The organism is Streptomyces sp. NPDC015139 (assembly GCF_043079785.1).
Classification (GTDB): domain Bacteria; phylum Actinomycetota; class Actinomycetes; order Streptomycetales; family Streptomycetaceae; genus Streptomyces; species Streptomyces albidocamelliae.
Genome location: NZ_JBIBUW010000003.1, coordinates 159,353 through 179,744, shown reverse-complemented (window position 1 = coordinate 179,744; position 20,392 = coordinate 159,353). Strand labels below are relative to the sequence as shown.

Here is a 20,392-nt window from a genome sequence, read left to right as displayed (position 1 = left end):
TCTTCTCCGTGGGGGGCGCGGTCGGTGGTGCGGTCGGTCAGGCGACGGGCGAGTGCAGGCTCGCGGTGGTCTCGGGGAAGCAGCGCGGGTCGTCCCAGAGCAGCTGGAGGTCTCTCGCCCAGTGCCGCTCCGGTTCGTCGGCGGCGTCCGCGGCGAGCCGCAGGGACAGGACGTGGCGGGGGAGTTCGGCGGCCGGGACCTCGGCGAGGGAGGCGGTGAGCCGGTCGAGGAACGCGCTGCCGGGGCACGGCGGTTCCTCGGCACGGGCGCGGGGCGGGTCCTCGTGCCAGTCGCACGGGCAGCCGGTCCGCGGCCACAGCAGGACCGGCACGGGCACGGTGAGCCCCACCTCGAAGTGCTGCCGTGCCGTCGTGGGCGGCACCGCGTAGCCCGCGAGCCCGGCATCCCCGTCCCAGAGCCGCTTGCGCAGGCTCGGCGGCCGCTCCCGGGTGCCGCACTCGACGCGGTGCACCTCGACCCCACGACCGGAGAGGTCCAGCTTCCGCCACTTCTTGCGCAGTTGATGGCGCAGCCGGCCGCTGCGGTGCCGGGCGCGGTCGGTCACCACCAGGGGATAGGCGCAACCGAGCGGCGTGCTGTCCTCCGCGCCGCACTCCCAGTGCGCCACCGCCTCGTTCAGCCACTCGCGGGGCAGGACGAACGTCACCAGTTCGTCGGCGTCCGGGGCGAGCTGGGCGACGGCCTCGTCGATGCGCCCCTGGACGTAGGCCCGCACACCGGTCCGCGGCAGCCGGCGCGTGCCCACCGGCCGGCGCCGTCCGTCGCGGTACGCGGACACCTCCACGGTGACCTGGTCGGGTCCGGCACCGCTGTGGTCGATCTCGACGACCACCGGAGACCAGGCCGCCGACGCCGACGCCGACGCCGATGTCGGGCCCGGCGGCGGGGACACGGGAGCCGCGGACGGCCGGGACGCCCGGGCGCCGTCCAGCAGTTCGCCGAGCCGGCCGGCGAAGCGGTCCACCGCCTCCGGGTCGGGGACCTCCCACTGCACGTACGCGGCGGCCGCCCACAGGGTGGGGAAACCGTCCGCGGGCAGGGGCGGCCCGAAAGGGCCCACCGCGTCGACGTAGAGCCGGTTCGGATCACCGACGCGCCCGGCGCCCGCGGCCCGCCGCAACAGGGCGTACAGCCGCCGGCGGGCGTCGTCCCGGTGGCCGGGGGTGGGCACCAGCTCACCCAGCTCGGGCCAGTACCGGGCCATGACGTCCAGCGGCAGCATCCGGCCCTTGCGCACGTCCGGCGTGCCCGAGGCCGCGGTGACCATGCCGACGACCCGGCCGTCCGGCAGCGTCGCCGCCGCACCGCTGAACCCGGCCACGAGCGGCTGCCCGTGCCCGTGCCACGCCACGAGTTCGAGCCATTCGCCCGCGATCAACTGGCCCGAGACCGCCTGGTACTCGGCGAGGGTGCCCTCGTCGTACCCCTCCGGGAAGCCGTACGCGACCAGCCGGGGGTAGGGGTCCGTGTACGCGACGTCGGGCGCCGCGAAGCCGGCCGGGTCGAGCGGGACCCGGCGGTCCAGTTCGAGCACGGCCACGTCACCGGGGTCGGCGGGGTCGCCCGCCCAGCCGCCGTGGGCGACGACCGAGGCGGACAGCTCGCCCAGTTCCCGGGCGTGCGGGAAGGAGACGGTCACCGCCGCCCGGCCGCTCCCTCTGACGACGTGGGCGCAGGTGAGCACCCGGTGACCGGCGACCAGGAATCCGGCCCCGACCTCGTTGCCGCAGGCGATGCGGGCGTGCCAGGCAGCACTGCGCATCACCGGGCGGCGGGCTCCGCCGCGGGTACGGCCTCTCCCGGCACGCCCTGTCCCGGCAGGGCGTCTGGCGCCACGGTCCGCCCCGGTGCGGCCTGCGCGGCCGGGTCCGCGGTCGTCGGCCCCGGGGACCAGCTGAGCTTCACGACCAGGTGGCCCTCCGTCGATCCCTTCGCGATGACCGCGCCGGCCTCCGCGGACAGCCGTACGCCGAACTCGATCTCCACCGTCTCGGGGCGCAGGCTGCCGTCCCGGAAGACCCGCAGCGCGGACGCGGCGGCCGCCCGCACGCCCTCCAGCGCCCCCTCGAAGGTGCGTGCCGCCTGGGCCGGACCGTCGCCGCGCGAGACCAGGCGGGCACCGGATCTGGTGACGACGTCCTCCACCACGACCAGCGCGCCGTCCTCGGTCCTGAACTCCACCAAGCCGTCCATGGCGACGTCTGCTCCCCCGTCGTACCCGATGCGTGAACCAACACCCATGTTACGGACGGTGCTTCGGGTGTCACATCGTCCGAGGCGTGTGGCGGGACATCGGCCGAGGTTGGCGAGAACCCGCCAGTGCGCCAACCCGCCACCTCCGGCCGGATCCGCCGCCGCGCGAACCGCCCGACACTCTTCGCAGCACTCGACACGCAGTTCTCGCACGCGATTCCCGACACACCGTGCACGGGCCGCGGTTCACGTGACGCAGGTCCCGACTCGCACACGGACGCAGAAGAGGGCGTTGATGATCAGAGAACCAGTCAGGCGTGGGGCGGCCCTCCTGTCGGCCGGGCTCGTGCTGGCGATGTTGCCGGCCGCGGCGGCCGCCGCGGGCGACACGCGGGCCGTCCCGCGCACGGTGGGCGCCGGCCGGACCGTCACCCTCGTCACCGGTGACAAGGTGACGGTCACCGACCTCGGGCGGGGCCGCAGGACGGTCACCGTCCAGCGGCCCCGCGGGGCCACCGGAGCGGTGCGCACACAGGCAAGCGACGGCCGCCTCACCGTCGTACCGGACGAGGCGCTGCCGTATCTGCGGGCCGGGACGCTGGACCGGCGGCTGTTCGACGTGAGCGGACTGATCCGGCAGGGGCTCACCGACGCCGGGTCGGACGCGACGCCGCTGATCGTGACCTACGGCAGGAGCGCCCGCACCGTCGCACCGGTCGGCACCGAGCGGGTGCGGAGCCTGCCCAGCCTGCGCGGGGCGGCGGTCGAGGCGGACAAGGGCCGCACCTTCTGGCGGTCGTTCACCCGGTCCGCCGGCATCGAGAAGGTGTGGCTGGACGGGCGGGTGAAGGCCGATCTGGCCGAGAGCAACGCCCAGATCGGCACGGAGACGGCCTGGGACGCGGGACTGACCGGCAAGGGCGTCACGGTCGCCGTCCTCGACACCGGCGTCGACACGAGCCACCCCGACCTCGCGGACCGGGTGAGCCGGACGAAGAGCTTCATCGAGGGGGAGGAGGTCGCCGACCGCAACGGCCACGGCACCCACGTCACCTCCACCGTCGGCGGCAGCGGCGCCGCCTCCGACGGCAGGGAGAGGGGGGTCGCGCCGGACGCGACGCTCGCCGTCGGCAAGGTCCTCAGCGACCAGGGCTCGGGCAGCGAGTCGCAGATCATCGCCGGGATGGAGTGGGCGGCACGGGACGTGCACGCCAGGATCGTCTCCATGAGCCTCGGCTCCACCGAACCGAGCGACGGCACCGACCCGATGGCACGGGCGGTGGACACCCTCTCCGAGGAGACCGGCGCCCTCTTCGTCATAGCCGCCGGGAACACCGGCGCCCCGTCCTCCATCGGCTCGCCCGGCGCCGCCGACTCCGCCCTCACCGTGGGCGCGGTGGACGCCGACGACCAGGCGGCCTACTTCACCAGCGCCGGCCCCCGTTACGGCGACAACGCCCTCAAGCCGGACCTGTCGGCCCCCGGCGTCGACATCCTCGCCGCCCGCTCTCAACTCGTCGCCGGAAGCGGCTACTACGCCTCCATGAGCGGTACGTCCATGGCGACCCCGCACGTCGCCGGGGTGGCCGCCCTGCTCGCGCAGGAGCACCCCGACTGGACCGGCGCCCGGCTGAAGGACGCCCTGCTGTCCACCTCCGCCCCACTGGACGCCTCCGCCTACACGCTGGGCGCGGGACGGGTGAGCGTGCCGGACGCGGTGCACGCGAAGGTCACCGCCACCGGCAGCGCCGACCTCGGCTTCTTCGGCTGGCCCTACGACGGGAACAAGCCCGTCACCCGCACCCTCACCTACAGCAACACCGGCGACGAGCCGGTGCGGTTGAAGCTGTCCGTGCACGGCGCCCCCGACGGGGTCGCCACCCTCGCCGACACCTCCCTCACCGTGCCCGCGCACGGCACCGCCGCCACGACCGTCACCGGTGACGGCTCCCGGGCGCCGGTCGGCCGGACCAGCGGGCAGATCGTCGCCGCCGACCCGGCCGGCACCACCGTCGCGCACACCGTGTTCGGGCTGGTCAAGGAGGAGGAGCGCTACACGCTCACCGTCCACGTCAAGGACCGGGCGGGCGAGGCCGCCGCCGCCGACCTCGCGGTGCAGCGGCTCGCCGAGGGCGAGGACGCCCAGCCCGCCCACGTCGCCGACTCCGGGACCCTGAAGCTGCGTCTGAAGCCGGGCACCTACTCCCTCACCTCCTTCCTCGACGTGCACGGCAGCCACGGCGCCGACTCGCTCGGCCTCGGCTTCCTCGCCGCCCCCGAGATCGCCCTCGACCGGGACCGGGACGTCACCCTGGACGGCCGGAGACTGCGGGAGATCCGCGCGGACGTCGACCGGCGCACCGAGACCCACCAGCTCCTCATGGAGTTCGACCGGAAGGCGGGCGGCGCCGACCTGTTCGGCGCGGTCCAGGTGCCCCTCACCTACGACAGCGTCTTCGCCGCCCCCACGAAGCAGGTGACCCGGGGCGACTTCGAGTACCGGACCGTGTGGCGGCTCGCCAAGCCGGCGCTCCAGGTCGCGGGCGTCGGAGAGGCGACCGTCCAGGCGGGCGGCACCCTCATCGAGGGCCGGACCCGGCTGCCGCTCGTGGACGTCGGCGACGGCCCCGTCACCGACGTGGCCGGCAAGGCGGTGCTCGCCCGTCTCACCGAGGGCACCGACCCCGCGGCACTCGCCCGGCAGGCCCAGGACGCGGGCGCCGAGGCGCTGTTCGTGACCGACGACACCCCCGGCCGGCTGATGGCCTGGTGGGGTACCGACGACAACGCCGACCGGCCCCTGCAGATCGCCACCGTCGACGCGGCCGACGCGGCACGCCTCCGCGCGGCCGGCCGGGTCGACATGACCGGCACCGCCGACTCGCCCTACGTGTACGACCTCTCCGAGGGGCACCGGGGCGCGATACCCGACCGGCCCCTCACCTTCGCCCCCGCACCGAGTCGACTGGCGGCCGTCCCCGTCAGGTTCCACGCCGCGCAGCCGCTGAGCGGCGGCGAGTTCCGCTACTCCCTCACCGACGCCTTCCCGATCGGGCTCGGCTTCCAGGAACGCGTCGACTTCCCCGCCGAACGCACCGACTACGTCTCCACGGGCCCCGGCCAGCTGTGGCACGAGTCCGTCGCGGTCGGCGACGGCACGCTGGAGGAGCGCAGCGGACTGGTGCGCTACGACGCCGGCACCCGGCCGGCGCTGCACTGGTTCCGCCCGGTGTGGCACCCCTGGCTGGGCACCGGGCTCGGCTGGGGTCAGCAGCGCGCGGGCAACCAGATCCAGCTGAACACCCCCGGCTGGGGCGACTCCGGGCCCGACCACACCGGCTTCGGCGACGCGTGGAGCGAGGACAGCGGCATGAGCCAGACCACCGCCGTCTACCTCGACGGCACGCTCGTCGACCGCAACACCGGTTCCGCCGCCTATGTGTGGGACGCGCCCGCCGACGAGCACGGCTACCGGGTCGTCACCGACACCGCGCTCGACGCCGGCCGGTGGAAGCTCGCCACGAAGGGCCACACCGAGTGGACCTTCCGCTCGGCGGCCACCCCGGACGACCGCTGGACCTATCTGCCGCTGATCAACCTCGCCTTCGATCTCGACACCGACCTCGCCGGAACCGTGCGCGCCGGGCACCGCGTCCCGGTGACGCTCGGCGCCGAGTACGTCGCCCGCGCCACCGGCACCGGCACGCTCGGCGGCGAGAAGCTGGAGGTGTCGTACGACGAGGGGGCCACCTGGCACCAGGTCCCGCTGAAGGGCACCGGCACCGGCCGGCACGGCACACTGAGCGTGCCCCGCGAGGCCCGGACCGTGTCGCTGCGGGCCTCGGCCCACGACGACAGGGGCGGCTCGGTGACCCAGGAGATCATCCGGGCGGTGGCCGTGCGGTGACCGGGGGCGGGGGTGGCTCAGCGGCCGGATATGCCCCGGACCACCCCCAGCTCCACCAGGTCCTGCGGCCGGATGCGCAGTTGCCCGGCGGTCGCCTCCACCTCCTCGGGCGGCCGCTTGAGGATGGCCGCGGCGAGTTCCGGCGCGATCACCGAGAAGTAACTGTCCGGCACGGCCCAGGTGTTGCCGGGTGCGGCGAGGGCGAGCGCGCCGCCGGAGCCGCCCTCGCCGACGACGAGCGTGGTGACCGGGACCCGGGCGGCGGCCACCGCACCGAAGACCTCGGCGATGGCCGCCCCGGCCCCCTGCCGCTCCGCCTCCGCGTCGTTCGCCGCGCCCGGGGTGTCCACCAGGGTCAGCACCGGGACGCCGAGCCGGTCCGCCAGCCGGATCAGCCGGGCCGCGGTCCGGTACCCCGCGGGCCGGGTCGCCGTGCCGGTCTGCGCCGCGTAGGCCACCGTACGGCCGTCCCGCTCGCCGAACCCGCAGAGCATGCCGTCCTCGTCGGTGCCGCCGCAGCGGTCGCCCACGAGGGCGGCACGCGCCGAGAAGTAGGCGTCCAGATAGGCCCCCGCGCGCGTGCGTCCGGCCGCGCGCGCCCGCACCACGGCCTCCCAGCCGGTACGGGGGAGCCCACCGCCGCCGAGCGCGGCCGGGACGGGGGCGGGGGCGATCCCGGACGCCCGCGCGCCGGCCCCGCCCGCACCCCCGGACGGGTCCGCGACGGCCTCCGCGGCGCCGCGCGACAGCAGCCGCAGCCACAGCCCCAGCACCGGCCTCAGCCCCTCGGGCCGCACCACCGCGTCCGCCGAACCCGCCGCGAGCTGGGCCTGCGCGGTGTACGCGGCCGGGTCGGCGTCCGGTGGCCGGACCCGGGAGCCGGCGAACCCGACCTGGGCGCCCGACAGGGCCAGGACGACGTCCGCGCCCGCACCGAGGGTGGCCCAGCCGCCGCCCGTCGTCGGGTCCCGCAGGACGGCGATCTGCGGCAGCCCCGCCTCCCGGGTGAGCGCCGACTGCCGGGCCACCCGCTGGAGCTGGGTCAGCGCGAGCATGCCCTCCTGCATCCGGCTGCCGCCGGTCGCGATCAACGGCACCACCGGCAGCCGGTGTTCCCGTGCGTAGGCGTACGCCGCCTCCAGCCGGTCGCCGGTGCGTTCGCCCAGCGAGCCGCCGAGGAAGCCGAACTCGAAGGCGAGCAGCACGGCCGGGCTGCCGTCGACCTCGGCGGTGCCGCACACCACCGACTCGTCCTCGCCGGTGCGCTCGGCGGCGCGGGCGCGCGAGGCGTCGTACCCCTGCCAGGCGAGCGGGCCGTCCGGCGCGGACTCCCGGCCGGGTACGGCGAGTTCGCGGAAGCTGCCCGCGTCCGTCACCAGGGCCAGCAGCTCCCGCGCCGAGCGCCGCTCAGACATCGGCCAGCGCCCGCTTCATGATCTTCCCCATGTCGTTGCGGGGGAGCGCGTCCAGCAGGCGGACGACCCGGGGCCGCTTGTGCGGGGCCAGCCGCCGGGCCACGTGGTCCGCCAGCTCCTCGGTGGTGGGCGGGGCCCCGGGGTCCGCCGGGACGATCCAGGCCACGATCCGCTCGCCCAGGTCGGCGTCCGGCTCGCCGGTGACCGCCGCCTCCCGCACCTCCGGGTGCTCCAGCAGAGCGTTCTCGATCTCACCCGCCCCGATCTTGTAACCACCGCTCTTGATCAGGTCGGTGGCCTTGCGTCCCACGATCCGCACGTACCCGTCGCGCTCGCGCACCGCCATGTCCCCGGTGCGGAACCAGCCGTCCTCCGTGAACGCGGCGGCCGTGGCGTCGGGCCGGTTCAGGTACTCGGTGAACAGGTTCGCGCCGCGCACCTGGATCTCGCCCACGCTCTCCCCGTCCGGCGCGGCGATCTCCGTGCCGTCCTCCTCCACCAGCCGCAGCTCCACACCCGGCAGCGGCACCCCGACCGTGCCCGCCCGGGCCTCACCGTCCGCCCGCACGCTGGTGTTCATCAGCGTCTCGGTCATGCCGTACCGCTCGATCACCCGCCGTCCGGTCGCGGCCAGGATCCGCTCGTGGTCGTGCACGGGCAGCGCCGCCGAACCCGAGACCAGCAGCCGGGCCCGGCCGAGCGCCGCGGCCAGCCCCGGGTCGTCCGGCAGGGCCTCGGCGAGGCGGTGGTACATCGTCGGCACGCCGAACAGCATGGTCGCGCCGTCGTTCAGCTCCCGGGTCACCCCCTCGGGACCGAACCGGCCCAGATGCCGTACCGAGCCGCCGCGCCGCAGCGGCCCGAGGACGCCGAGCACGAGCCCGTGCACATGGAACAGCGGCAGCCCGTGCACCAGCACGTCCTCCCCGGTCCACTGCCAGGCGTCGGCGAGCGCGTCCAGGGTCGTGGCGAGCGCCCGGCGCGGGAGCACCGCGCCCTTGGGCGGGCCGGTGGTGCCGGAGGTGTAGACGATCAGTGCCGGGTCGCCGTCGGCCGCTTGCTCCCCGGGGAGGGCGCCGGCGGCGGACGCGTCGACGTCCAGCCGCGGCAGCCCGGCGAACACCGGGGGCAGTGCGGCGCCCGGCGCGGCGAGCACGAGCGCCGGAGCGCTGTCGGAGAGGATGTGCGCCAGCTCTTTCTCGCCCGACTTCGGGTTCAGCGGCACCGCGGCCGCCCCGGCGAGCAGCGCGCCCGTCACGGCGACGGCGGTCTCCAGCTCCGGGGTGGCCCACACGGCGACCCGGCCGGTGCCGCCCAGCCGGCCGGCCAGCGCACCGGCGGCACCCGCGAGCTCGCCGTACGTCGACGACCGTTCGCCGAACCGCAGGGCGACCCGCTCGCGGGGACCGTCCGCCAGGGCGGGGAAGAGGGAGGACACGCGGCGCACTCCTTACTGCCGGCTCGTCGGCCGACGGGGACGACAGCACCCTTCCTACCCCATGAGCCTCGTCCCCACGACCGTGCTCGGGTCCGCTGCGATCGCGGCTCGTGCCCCGCGCCGGGCAGCCGGGGCGGTTCTTCAGCCCACGGGGGCGGACGTGCGGCCGGACACGACGACGTCGGCGACGACGCAGCTCACGTTGTCGGGACCGCCCGCGGCGTTGGCCTCCTCGACCAGCAGCCGCACCGTCCGCTCGGGCTGCGCCCCGGCGGCCAGCAGCGCCGCGATCCGCGCGTCCGGCAGCACCTCGGTCAGCCCGTCCGAGCACAGCAGGAACCGGTCCCCCTCCCGGACCTCCTGCAGCCGCAGATCGGGCACCGGGGCGTCCCCGCCGGTCAGCGCCTTGAGCAGCAGCAGCGACTCCGGCTGCACCCGGTGGTCCCGGGTGATCCGGCTCAGCTCCCCGTCCCGCAGCAGATACGCCCGTGAGTCCCCGATGTGCGCGAGGGCCAGCTCCGCGCCCGTCCACAGCAGCGCCGTCAACGTGGTGCCGACCTCGCCGCCGCCCGCCAGATCCCCGACGGCCTCACCGGCGGAGCGCACCGCGTCCTCCAGCAGGTGCAGCACACCTCCCGCGGCGAGTTCCTCGGCGTCGTCCAGATACCGCAGCGCCGCCACCGCCGCGCTGCTCGCCGGCGCCCCCGCGGGGCCGAAACCGTCCGCGACGGCGAGCAGCCGGCGGCCGGCGTGGACCGTGTCCTGGTTGGCCGGACGGACCTGCCCACGGTCGGAGTGGGCGTGATGACGCAGTTCCAGCATGGTGAGGGGTTCCCTTCCCGTCGCTCCGGTCAGCTGGTGGACGAGGAACGCGGCGAGATCCCGCCGTACGGCCGTCTCCGCCTCGACCCGCTCCCAGTAGGCCCGGATCGCCGGCGCGGCGCCCGCCGCGTCGAGGGCGCACACCGCGCGTATCTCCGCGAGCGGCATGCCCAGCCGCCGCAGCCAGGCCACCAGCCGGGCCCGCCCGAGCTGACCGGCCGCGTAGTACCGGTAGCCGGTGTCCGGGTCGACCCGGGCGGGCCGCAGCAGATCCAGCTCGTCGTACAGCCGCAGGGCCTTCGGCGACAGCCGGCTGGCGCGGGCGAAGGCGCCGATCGTCAGGAACTCGATGTCCATTCCGTGCTCCTCCTCGTCCGCCACCGATGGTGGGGCTTCACCGAAGGTGAAGGTCAAACCCCCTGTCCCGGTTCCGCGTCCGGTTGTTAGCCTCGCCGCGTAGATCACCCGACCGAGACGCCGTACGACAAGGAGTCCGCCGTGCCCCGCATCGCCCTCGCCACCTACGACCCCGGGACCGAGCCCGTCCGCGACCCCGATCTGGCGGTGCTGGTGCGGGCGCTCGGGGACGCGGGGGCCGAGGCCGAGGCCCGGTTCTGGGACGACCCGGAGGCGGACTGGGGCGGCTACGACCTCGTCGTCATCCGCTCCACCTGGGACTACAGCTGGCGGGCCGCGGAGTTCGCGGCCTGGGTGGAGCGGGTCGGCGCGCTGACCCGGCTCGCCAATCCGGCCCCGGTGGTGCGCTGGAACACCGACAAGCGGTACCTGGGGGAGCTGGCGGCGGCCGGGGTGCCCACCGTCCCGACGCGCTACATCGCCCCGGGCGAACCGGCCGACCTGCCCGACGGCCACGAGTTCGTCATCAAGCCGACCTCGGGCGCGGGGGCGCGGTTCGCCGCCCGCTACACCCCCGGCGAGCACGACACGGCGGTACGGCAGCTCGCGCGCATGCACGCCGAGGGCTTCACCGCGATGGTGCAGCCCTACGTGCGGGGCATCGACGTCAGCGGGGAGCGGGCCCTGCAGTTCTTCGGCGGCCGGCTGCTGCACGCGAGCCGCAAGGGCGCCGTCCTCACACCCGGCACCCCCTACGACGCCGACAAGATGCCCCACCCCGACCTGGTGCCCTGGCAGCCAACGGACGCCGAACTCGCCGTCGCGGAGAAGGCGTTGGCCACCGTCCCCGGTGGATCCGGGCTGCTGTACGCCCGCGTGGACCTCGTGGACGGCGAGGACGGCGAGCCCCGCCTGATGGAACTGGAACTGGTCGAACCGAACCTGTTCCTGTGGCTCCACCCGGCCTCCCTGCCCCGGGTGACGGAGGCGATCCTGGCGGCGGCGGAACGCGACTAGCGCGGCGGGGTCCGGGCGCCGTCCCGGCCGGCGGCCCCCATCGTCGCCCGGCACGCCCCCGCGTACGCCCGCACCAGGGGCCGTCCGCCGTCCTCACGGCGCCACGCCAGCGCGTACCGGCTCGGGCCGACGCCCCGCAGCGGGCGGGTGGTGACCCCGCCCAGACGGACCAGCGGGGCGTTGCCCGCGGCGACCAGGCAGACCCCGAGGCCCGCGACCAGCGCCTCGTACGTCTCCTCGGCACCGGCGATCTCCGCGCCGATCCGGGCCGCCCGGCCCGCCCGCGCGTCCACGGCCAGCCAGTGGTCGCGCAGCACGCCCGCGCTCTCCGGCAGGGCCAGGAACGGCTCGTCCAGCACGTCGGCGAAGTCGATCTCGGCCCGGGCGGCCAGCGGATGCGTCTCCGGGAGGGCGAGCAGCCGGGGTTCCTCGGCGACCACCGTCCAGGCGTAGCGCTCCTCGTCGGGCAGCGGCAGCCACACGAACGCGACCTCCGTGCCGCCGCCCGCCAGACCCGCCGTCGGATCGTCCCAGCTCAGTTGGCGCAGCCGGACCGTGACACCGGGATGCGCGGCGGTGAAGCGGGAGCGGATCGCCGGCAGCAGTCCGCCCCGCCCCGGACTGGTGCTCATGCCGACCATGAGCGTGCTGCGCTCCGCCGCCCTGGCCGCCTCCACCGCCGCCGCGCCCGCCTCCCACGCGGCCAGCACCTTCCGGGCGTGCGGCAGCAGCGCCTCACCGGCACCCGTCAGCGCCACCCCGTGCCGGTCCCGCCGGAACAGCTCCGTCCCCAACTGCCGCTCCAGCGCCCGGATCTGCTTGCTCAGCGCGGGCTGGGAGACGTACAGCCGCTCGGCCGCCCGGGTGAAGTGCAGCTCCTCGGCGACCGCGACGAAGTAGCGCAGTTCGCGGCCGTGGACGTCACTGGTCATAGCCGTTGGTTATCACCACGGGTCTTGGACGGGCAATGGGGCGCGGCGGGAGGCTGGGGGACGTCGAGAAGGACGAGACGCACGGGGAGTTGTGATGAACAGGGTATGGCTGGTGACCGGGGCGAGCAGCGGCTTCGGACGGGCGATCGGCGAGGCGGCCGTGGCGGCGGGCGATGTGGTGATCGGCGCGGCCCGGCACCCCGAGGCGCTGGAGGACCTGGTGGCCGCCCACCCCGACCAGGTGGAGGCGCTGCGCCTGGACGTGACCGACACGGCCGCGCTGGAGGTCGCCGTACGGGACGTCGTGGCCCGGCACGGGCGGATCGACGTGCTGGTCAACAACGCGGGCCGCACCCACGTCGGCGCGGTCGAGGAGACCACGGAGCGGGAACTGCGGGACCTGTTCGACCTGCACGTCTTCGGTCCGACCGCGCTCGTGCGGGCGGTGCTGCCGTACATGCGGGAGCGGCGCTCGGGGGCGATCGTCCAGATGAGCAGCATGGGCGGGCAGATGTCCTTCGCGGGCTTCGGGGCGTACAGCGGGACCAAGTTCGCGCTGGAGGGCATCTCCGAGGCGCTCGCCGACGAGGTGGCCGAGTTCGGGATCAAGGTGCTGATCGTGGAGCCGGGCGGATTCCGGACCTCGCTGATGGAGGCCGGCCGGGCCGGGGCCAGCGCGGACAGCGGGGTGTACGCGAAGGTGGGCGAGACCCGCGGCTTCGTCTCCGGTGGCGACGGCACGCAGCCCGGCGACCCGGCCAAGGCCGCGGCGCTGATCCTGGCCGCGCTCGGGGGGGAGCGCACCCCGCTGCGGCTGCCGCTCGGCGACGACGGGGTGAGCGCGGTGCTGGCCCACCTCGACCAGGTCCGCGAGGACGTCACGGCCTGGGAGAAGCGGACCAGGGCGACCGGGTTCGAGGACTGAGCCGGCGCGGCCGGCCGAGGCGGGTCAGCCGACGACGGCCGACCGCTGCAGCAGGCCCCAGGTGAACTCGGCGACCACCTCGTGCCGTACGCCCTCCCGGTCGGGGGCGGTGAACGCGAGCCCCCACCGGGTGGGTGCCGTGCCCTCCAGGGGGCGGGCCGGGGCGAAGGCGCGGGCGGCCTCGTCCACGGTGCAGGACCAGGGGACGAGGTCGTCGAGGGTCTCCGGTCGCGCCGCCGGGGCGCCGGGCGCCCGCACCAGCCACTCGTTCCACACACCGCCGTCCGGCCCGACCAGCACCTCGAAGAGCAGGTCGGGCCAGAGGGACAGGGCCCATCGGCGGGCCTCGCAGTCGACGTCCCCGAGCCGGCGCGGGACGACCGACTCCGGCTCGCCGAGGACCGACCGGTAGCGTGCGGCCGCGGACCGGGAGCGCGGCGAACGGACCATGGCCTGCCAGCGCTTGTTGGTCTCCCGCATCTCGGCGAGCGACACCCCGAGCCGCCGCCGGGCGTCCTCGACCAGGTCCGGGTTGTGGTCGGCCATGCGGCGCAGCAGCACCAGCTGGAAGTCGAGTGGCATGCCCCCATGGTGCCCGGGCGCACGGGCGTGCTCGGAGACCATTGCCCGCGGAACCCGGTATGACTAGCCTGTGTTCGTCATGCCGATCGCCTGTTGAAATCTCGAACATCGGGTTGCCGACTCCGACATCCCGTACAGGCGCCTAGACCCAAGGGAGGGGGCCGGCCGTGGGACGTCTCGTGCCTGCCGTGACCCGGGCTCTCGACATTCTGGAGCTGTTCCTCGACGGGGACGGGACGCTCTCCGCCCCCGACATCGTGCGCCGGCTGCAACTGCCGCGCACCACCGTGCACGAGCTGGTCACCACCCTCGCGGCACGCTCGTACATCGTGCAGGTCCCCGGACAGCCCGGACGGTACCGGCTCGGGGTGCGCCCGTACCAGCTCGGCAGCCGCTACGCGGAGCAGCTCGACCTCGCCGCCGAGGGCCAGCAGGTGGCCCGCTCGGTCGCCGAGACCTGCGACGAGACGGTGCACGTGGCCATCCTGGAGGGCACCGACGTCATCTACATCGCCAAGGTCGACTCCACGCACGCCGTCCGCATGGTCTCGGCCGCCGGCCGCCGGCTCCCCGCCCACTGCACCTCCGTCGGCAAGATGCTGCTCGCCTCCCTGCCCGAGCAGGAGCTGGCCGCCCGGATCCCGGACGGCGCCGAGCTGACCGCGATGACCCCGAACAGCATCACCGGGCCCGCCGCGCTGCGCGAGGCCCTGGCGGAGATCCGGCAGCGGGGCATCGCCGTGGAGAGCCGCGAGTCCAACCCGGACGTCTCCTGCGTGGCCGCGCCGGTCCGCGACCGCACCGGCCAGGTCGTCGCCGCCCTGTCCATCTCCGTGCCCATGATCCGCTGGAGCGAGGAGCGCCGCGCCGAGCTGGAGCGGCTCGCCGTGAAGGGCGCCGCCGAGCTCTCGGAGCGGCTGGGCCACCGGAGCGCGGTATGACGGCGTACGAGGTCGCGGTGCGGGCCGGGGCGACGCTGGGGGAGGGCCCGGCCTGGGACCCGGTCTCCGGCCGGCTGATCTGGCTCGACATCCTCGGCGCGCGCGTCCACACCTACGACCCGTCGACCGGCCGGCGCACGGTGCGCACGACCGGCCAGCACATCGGTGCGGCCAAGCCCCGGGCGGGCGGCGGTCTGGTGCTCAACCTCCGGGACGGGGTGGGGCTCCTGGACCCCGACGGCACGTTCCGCTGGCTGCGCCGCGAGCCGGTGCCCGGCCGCCGCGGGAACGACGCGGCGGTGGCACCCGACGGCTCCCTCTGGGCGGGCACCATGCGGTACGACGAGGCGACCGGGGGCGGCACGCTGTCCCGGCTGACCGGGGACGGCACCGCGGCGACGGTCCTGCCGGACGTCACGGTCAGCAACGGCACCGGCTGGAGTCCGGACGGCCGGCTGATGTACTACATCGACACCCCGACGCGTCGCGTGGACGTCTTCGACCACGACGCCGACGGGGTGCGCGACCGCCGCCCGCTGGTGGAGATCGAGGAGGGCGCGGGCTTCCCGGACGGCCTGACGGTCGACGCGGACGGCTGCGTGTGGGTGGCGCTGTGGGACGGGGGAGCGGTGCGCCGCTACACACCGGCCGGCGAACTGGACCGGGAGATCACCCTGCCGACACCGCGGACCACGGCCTGCGCGTTCGGCGGCGCCGCGCTGACCGACCTGTACGTGACGACGGCCCGCGTGGGTCTGCCGTCACCGCACCCCGTGGCCGGCTCGCTCCTGGTGATCCCGGACGCCGGCCAGGGCCTCCCCCAGCCGGCGTTCGCGGGCTGACCGGTCGCCCCGGCCTAGACGACCCCCGCGGCCCGGTCCTCCGGCACGGCCGCCGAGGACCGGACCGCCTCCACCGTCCCCGGATGCCGCAACGCGCCGGAGATCGCGGCGATCTCGCGGAGCAGGCTCGTGGGGTCGGGCCCCGCCACCGGCTCGGACCTCCGGCCCGCCCCGCTCTCGACCGCGTCCAGGATGCCCACCGCGGCGGCCAGCGCCCGCGCCCGCTCCGGCGGATGCCCCAGCGCGAGCGCGGCGTCGTACGCCCGTGTCCCGAGGTCCGCGTCGATGCGCCGGGCCAGCGGCAGCAGCACGTCCCGGATGAACGTCTCGCGCCGGGTCAGCCGCAGCTCCGGTGTGCCCCGCAGGGTGAACGGCACGCCCTCGCCGCTCACGGCCCGCATCAGCCGGTACAGCGGCCGCAGTTCGCGGTGGGCGAGCCGGACCCGCCTGCGGTCCTGCACATACTGGCCGGCGTGCGGAAGGATGAAGCCGGCCGCGACCAGGATCGCGGACAGCGCGGCGAGCGGCGGTGCCAGGTTCGTGCTCAGCCAGTCCAGGTCACGCCCGCACCAGCGCGCGAACACCGCCGTCAGCTTGGCCCCGTCGAAGATCAGGTTGAGCGCGTACCCGGCGCCCAGCAGTTTCAGCCCCCGGCGCAGCCAGGCGTCCAGGCCCTCGGTGTGCGCCCAGTCCCAGATGAGCCGTGAGGTGATCAGACAGGCCACGCCGTGCGCGACGAGGTAGAGCAGGATCTCCTCGCGCATGAAGGGGGTGCCGGCGTAGTAGGTGTCCAGGTCCCGCACCCGTTCCTCGGGGGCGTCGGCGAGCAGGAACAGCACCCACAGCGCGACGATCACCCCGCCGTACGCCGACACCACCCGGCGCAGCGCCTGCCGGGTCGCCGCCGAGCGGTCGTACCGGCCGTTGCGCCAGGCGACGAGCAGCAGCAGGCAGAAGCCGGACATCGCGGTGATCAGCGAATAGCACCAGGGCGCCGCGATGTTGGGCACCCCCGTCAGCCGGTTCACCCGGACGATGGTGGACGGGGTGCAGAACACGAAGACCGCGCCGGCCAGCAGCAGCAGGCCGCCGACGGCGCGCAGCAGCGGGTCCCGCCACAGCCGGATGATCGAGGGCAGTTTGACCACCAGCGCGACGGCGAGGACCGCGGTCGGGATCCAGAAGGAGATGTAGAACTCGTCGAGCAGCGCCGAGGGGTCGAGGGCGAGCCGGGTCACCGCGCGGCTCCGCCCCGTCCGCGGTAGCCGAGGGCACGCTGCACGGGGCCCGGCGGGGCGTCGCCGGCGCCGGTCACCTGGCGGCGGAACAGGGTGGCGAGGCGGTGCCCGAAGTCGTCGGCCTCGGCCTCGTCGGACTCCCGGGAGCCGTTGCGCGCGGCCACCGTGAGCGCCATGTCCCGCCAGCCGGGCGCGTCGGCGAAGGCGCGGGCCACCGCGGCCCCGGCCGGGTGCTGATGCCGGTGCCCGGCGTGCAGATGCCACAACTCGTGCCCGAGGATGACCAGTTGCTGCAGGGCCTCGGCCCGTTCCTCCACGATGACCAGGTCGAAGTCGGTGAACTCCACCCAGAGCCCGGTGACCTCGATCTCGTCCGGGAACCGTTCGAAACGCAGCTCGACCGGGCGTCCGCCGCGCAGCACGCTCATCTCCTCGCACAGGGCGCGGCCCAGCTCCCGTACTCCGCGGGGGGTTTCGGGCCGGGCCTGGACGGCGGCGGCGAGACGACCGGACAGGGAGCGCATCCCCGGGCCGGGGCGGGAGCGGCGCAGCCGTGCGGCCAGGCGTGCCGACCGCTGTCGCGCGCCCGCGAAGTCCATCGGTCTCCCTCCCCACCGCCGGTACGGCGGCCGGTCCGAGCGTACGCGCCCGGATGTGTCCGCGTCATGCGATGAGGCGACCGTCGTCCGGGGCGCGACCACCGCGTGAGCACCGGCGGCAGGGCCGCGCCCGGGGCCTCAGCGGCCGGGGGAGGGCACCGGGTCCACCGGTACGCCGCCGGCCGCCCTGCCCAGCAGGGTCAGGCCCACCTTGCCGGGCCCCGAGTCCGTGGTGAACTCCGAGAGGACCGCCAGCGCGAGCGTGTTGGCGCCCCGGGTGCGCAGGATGCCGTTCGGCAGCACGAAGGTGTGCTGCGGGCCGACGTTGTTGACGTACTGGCCCATGTTCCAGCCGTTGAGGAAGATCTGCGCCCGGTAGGCCCGGTACGGGTCGTCCTCCAGGGTCAGCCCGATCGACGCGTCGACATCGGCCGGCACCGCCAGCCGGAACGTGGTCCGGTACCAGGTCACGCCCTGGTACCGCGCGGCCCGCGGGAGGGTCACCGCCTCCCAGTCCCGGTCCCGGAAGCCCGGCAGGTGCCAGCCCTCCCGTTCCCCGTACAGCCCGCCGTTGTTCATCGGCCCGCGCACGGGGTCCGGGGCCGCCTCGCCCTGGATGCGCCAGGTGACGTCCGGCGCGGCCCCCGCGAAGGAGACGGCGGTCAGTCCGCGTGCCGCCTTGTGGGTGTCGAGCGCCTTGCCGTCCTGGTCGTGCTGCATGCGCCGGACCAGCACCGACAGCACGTGCCGGCCGGGCGAGCGCAGCCGCTCGCGCACCGGGAGGACCGCGGTGTCGGCCCAGCTGCCCTGCCGGATGGTGGTGGTCTTGTTCGGCACGGGCATCCGGTGCGTGCCCAGCGGCTCCCCGTCCAGCCAGGCCATCAGCAGGCCCTGGGTGCCGGTGCGGTAGGCGAGCGAGATCTCCTCCAGGCCCTCGGAGCCGCTGAAGGCGCCCCGGTACCAGACGTCCCCGTAGTGGAAGCCGTAGTCGTCCGCGAACAGCACCGGCTGCCCCTCGGGCACCTCGGTGGTGCTGTACGACGTCTTCTTGTCGGCGACCCGCCACGACGAGTCGTCGAAGCTCGGGCCCGCCTCCGGGTTCTCCGTACGCATCCGCCAGCCGCCCAGCTTGGGCAGCTCCACCTCGGGCACCTCGGGCAGCAGACCCGTGGTCATCAGGCTGCCGGCCAGGGTGGTGCGGGTGGGCAGGGTCCGCCCGTTCCACACCAGCTTGTCGATCCCGCGCGGCCCCCACACCTCCACGGTCGCCGTCTCGGTGACGTCGCCCGTCAGCCGGACCTCGGAACCGTGCACCTCGACGTGGCGCAGCAGTTTCGGGCCGTACACCAGCAGCGTGCCGGAGGGGGTGTCGTAGGGGAAGAGCCGGACGGCGGTGGCGTCGTCGGCGAAGAGCAGCAGCAGCGGGGTCTCGCTCTCGCCGTTCTGCACCAGCACCCGGGTCAGCCCGCCCTGGCCGAGGGGCGCGCTCACGTGCAGTTCGTTGCGGTCGTAGATCCAGGCGCCCTCCGGGTCGAGGCGCTGCACGAACGGCTCGACCGGGCACTTCAGCACCAGCTCGGCCATGTCGTCGCGGCGCCCCGAGAACAGGGCGATGTCCTGCCGCCCCGCCGACAGGTGCAGCACGGGCTCGGCGGTGGAGTACTTCACCGTCCGCCGGCCCACCGAGAGCCCGGTCGTCACCAGCCTGGCGTCCTTGCCGGGCACGGTGATCCGCAGGTCCCCGGCGTCGGTCGGCAGGTCCGTGGTGACCGCGTCGGTGCCGTCGTTGCGCGCGATGTACACCTGCGCCCCGGTGTCCGGGTTGGCCAGGTGGTAGACCTTCACGCCCTCGGCCTTCACCTCGGACGCCTTGTCCAGCTTGGCGAAGTCCGGCACGCGTTGCAGCAGATGCCCGAGCTGGTGCATCGGGGCGATCTTGTCGGTGACGTTGCGGCCCTCGTCGATCGCGGCCCCGTAGTCGTACGAGGTGTAGACGACCGGTGCGGGCAGCCACCCCCAGGAGGTGCCGCCGAACGTCATGTAGACGTTGTGCAGGGTCAGGCCGTTGGCGAGGTTGGTCAGGTAGAAGCGGCGCTCGTAGGCCGCGTCCCGGGTGCGCCGCGACTCGGCGTACCCCTTGCCGTCGAACCAGGCACCGCCCCACGGGTCGAACCAGCCGCCCCCGAACTCGGGCACGAACCCGGGCGTCGCCGGCGAGGCGGTGGCCCCGCCCTTCGGGCCGCCGGACCCGAAGTGCCCCCAGTCCGGCGGGGTCTGGGACGGCGACGGGTAGCCGTCGAACCCGTACAGCCAGCCGCCCTTGTCGCCGCCGGTGTCGAACGAGCCGGGGACCCAGTAGCCGTTGCGCCCCTTGTCGTTGTGGAACAGCGGCACGTCGATCCCGTCCGCGCGGACCTTCTTGTACAGGTGGGACATGTAGTCCCGGCCGGCGGCCTCGGTGACGTGGGAGTCGTACTCGTTCTCGATCTGGTACAGCAGGATCGTGCCGGTGCCCCGGGTGAACAGATGCCGGCGGGCGATCCGGTTCACCTGCGACAGCCACGCGTCCACGTGCGCGAGGTAGTCCGCATCGAAGGTGCGTGCCGTGCCCTTCGCCGCCGTGAGCCACCCCGGGAAGCCGCCCCCGTCGACCTCGGCGTTGATGTACGGACCCGGACGCAGGATGACGTACAGCCCCGTCTCGGCGGCCATGCGCAGGAACAGGTCGAGGTCCCGCACGCCCGTGAAGTCGTACCGGCCGGGCGCGGGGGAGTGGTAGTTCCAGGCCACGTAGATGCTGACGGCGTTGTAGCCGTGGGCCCGCATCTTCTGGAGCACGTCGCGCCACAGCGACGGGCTCGGCAGCCGGAAGGGGTGCAGCTCGCCCGACCACACCACCAGCCGCTTGCCGTCGACGAGCAGCGAGTAGCGGTCGTACCCGATGGTGTGCCGCTCGCCGTCGGCGCTCGGCGGCTCGGGCGCCGGACCGGTCGGCGCGGTGCCGCCCGCGAAGGCCGAGGGCGCGCCGGGGCCGCCGCTGCCGCCCAGGGCGAGGCCGAGCGCGGCCGAGCCGGCGAGGGCACTGAAGGTACGTCTGCTGAGCGCCAAGGTGGATCCTCCCGGGCGATCGTACGGGGCGCGGGTGCGGCCATTCTCCACGCGG

Annotated in this window: 15 protein-coding genes; 5 read left to right on the top strand and 10 right to left on the bottom strand. The window is 74.9% G+C overall.

What is annotated here, in order from left to right; genetic code table 11:
* Positions 1-37: 37 nt before the first annotated feature.
* Together ACF08B_RS09625 and ACF08B_RS09620 are read right to left on the bottom strand one after the other, a co-directional pair.
* Positions 38-1,783, bottom strand: coding sequence for a trypsin-like peptidase domain-containing protein (locus tag ACF08B_RS09625; RefSeq protein WP_392317277.1), 1,746 nt, complete (start codon positions 1,781-1,783; stop codon positions 38-40).
* Positions 1,783-2,262, bottom strand: a complete 480-nt coding sequence (locus ACF08B_RS09620; RefSeq protein WP_392316848.1) for a CU044_2847 family protein — start codon at positions 2,260-2,262, stop codon at positions 1,783-1,785. Before ACF08B_RS09620 ends, ACF08B_RS09625 begins: the two co-directional genes overlap by 1 nt.
* A 247-nt stretch (positions 2,263-2,509) precedes the next feature.
* Between ACF08B_RS09620 and ACF08B_RS09615 the strand changes: the two genes are divergently transcribed.
* Positions 2,510-6,121: a S8 family serine peptidase gene (locus ACF08B_RS09615; RefSeq protein ID WP_392316847.1), complete on the top strand. Its 3,612-nt coding sequence runs from the start codon at positions 2,510-2,512 to the stop codon at positions 6,119-6,121.
* 17 nt (positions 6,122-6,138) lie between these two features.
* On the opposite strand, the gene ACF08B_RS09610 is transcribed toward ACF08B_RS09615, so the two are convergent.
* The 3 genes from ACF08B_RS09610 to ACF08B_RS09600 all read right to left on the bottom strand — a co-directional run bounded on the left by ACF08B_RS09610 (position 6,139) and on the right by ACF08B_RS09600 (position 10,153).
* A complete protein-coding gene (locus ACF08B_RS09610; RefSeq protein ID WP_392316846.1) occupies positions 6,139-7,536 on the bottom strand; it encodes a carboxyl transferase domain-containing protein in 1,398 nt (465 codons plus the stop codon).
* A complete protein-coding gene (locus ACF08B_RS09605) occupies positions 7,529-8,974 on the bottom strand; it encodes an acyl-CoA synthetase (RefSeq protein ID WP_392316845.1) in 1,446 nt (481 codons plus the stop codon). The genes ACF08B_RS09610 and ACF08B_RS09605 overlap by 8 nt, the downstream gene beginning before the upstream one ends.
* Positions 8,975-9,115: 141 nt before the next feature.
* Positions 9,116-10,153, bottom strand: coding sequence for a protein phosphatase 2C domain-containing protein (locus ACF08B_RS09600; RefSeq protein WP_392316844.1), 1,038 nt, complete (start codon positions 10,151-10,153; stop codon positions 9,116-9,118).
* A gap of 141 nt (positions 10,154-10,294) precedes the next feature.
* Between ACF08B_RS09600 and ACF08B_RS09595 the strand changes: the two genes are divergently transcribed.
* A complete protein-coding gene (locus tag ACF08B_RS09595; protein WP_392316843.1) occupies positions 10,295-11,170 on the top strand; it encodes a RimK family alpha-L-glutamate ligase in 876 nt (291 codons plus the stop codon).
* On the opposite strand, the gene ACF08B_RS09590 is transcribed toward ACF08B_RS09595, so the two are convergent.
* Entirely contained in the window at positions 11,167-12,102 is a 936-nt protein-coding gene (locus tag ACF08B_RS09590; protein WP_392316842.1) for a LysR family transcriptional regulator, read from the bottom strand. The genes ACF08B_RS09595 and ACF08B_RS09590 overlap by 4 nt on opposite strands.
* Positions 12,103-12,196: 94 nt before the next feature.
* On the opposite strand from ACF08B_RS09590, the gene ACF08B_RS09585 reads away from it, so the two are divergent.
* Entirely contained in the window at positions 12,197-13,027 is an 831-nt protein-coding gene (locus tag ACF08B_RS09585; protein WP_392316841.1) for an oxidoreductase, read from the top strand.
* 24 nt (positions 13,028-13,051) lie between these two features.
* Here ACF08B_RS09585 and ACF08B_RS09580 read toward each other — a convergent pair whose 3' ends face one another.
* Complete coding sequence (locus ACF08B_RS09580; protein ID WP_392316840.1) at positions 13,052-13,609, bottom strand: hypothetical protein; 558 nt, start codon at positions 13,607-13,609, stop codon at positions 13,052-13,054.
* Between the two features lie 167 nt (positions 13,610-13,776).
* On the opposite strand from ACF08B_RS09580, the gene ACF08B_RS09575 reads away from it, so the two are divergent.
* A complete protein-coding gene (locus ACF08B_RS09575; RefSeq protein WP_392316839.1) occupies positions 13,777-14,550 on the top strand; it encodes an IclR family transcriptional regulator in 774 nt (257 codons plus the stop codon).
* Positions 14,547-15,392 carry an SMP-30/gluconolactonase/LRE family protein gene (locus ACF08B_RS09570; protein WP_392316838.1) on the top strand — a complete coding sequence of 282 codons (846 nt, stop codon included), beginning with the start codon at positions 14,547-14,549 and terminating at the stop codon, positions 15,390-15,392. The genes ACF08B_RS09575 and ACF08B_RS09570 overlap by 4 nt, the downstream gene beginning before the upstream one ends.
* 14 nt (positions 15,393-15,406) lie before the next feature.
* On the opposite strand, the gene ACF08B_RS09565 is transcribed toward ACF08B_RS09570, so the two are convergent.
* From ACF08B_RS09565 to ACF08B_RS09555, 3 genes are all read right to left on the bottom strand, one after another.
* Complete coding sequence (locus tag ACF08B_RS09565; RefSeq protein WP_392316837.1) at positions 15,407-16,630, bottom strand: MAB_1171c family putative transporter; 1,224 nt, start codon at positions 16,628-16,630, stop codon at positions 15,407-15,409.
* Positions 16,627-17,229, bottom strand: coding sequence for a toxin-antitoxin system, toxin component family protein (locus ACF08B_RS09560; protein ID WP_392316836.1), 603 nt, complete (start codon positions 17,227-17,229; stop codon positions 16,627-16,629). Before ACF08B_RS09560 ends, ACF08B_RS09565 begins: the two co-directional genes overlap by 4 nt.
* Before the next feature lie 138 nt (positions 17,230-17,367).
* Entirely contained in the window at positions 17,368-20,337 is a 2,970-nt protein-coding gene (locus ACF08B_RS09555; protein ID WP_392316835.1) for a beta-galactosidase, read from the bottom strand.
* Positions 20,338-20,392: the final 55 nt, after the last annotated feature.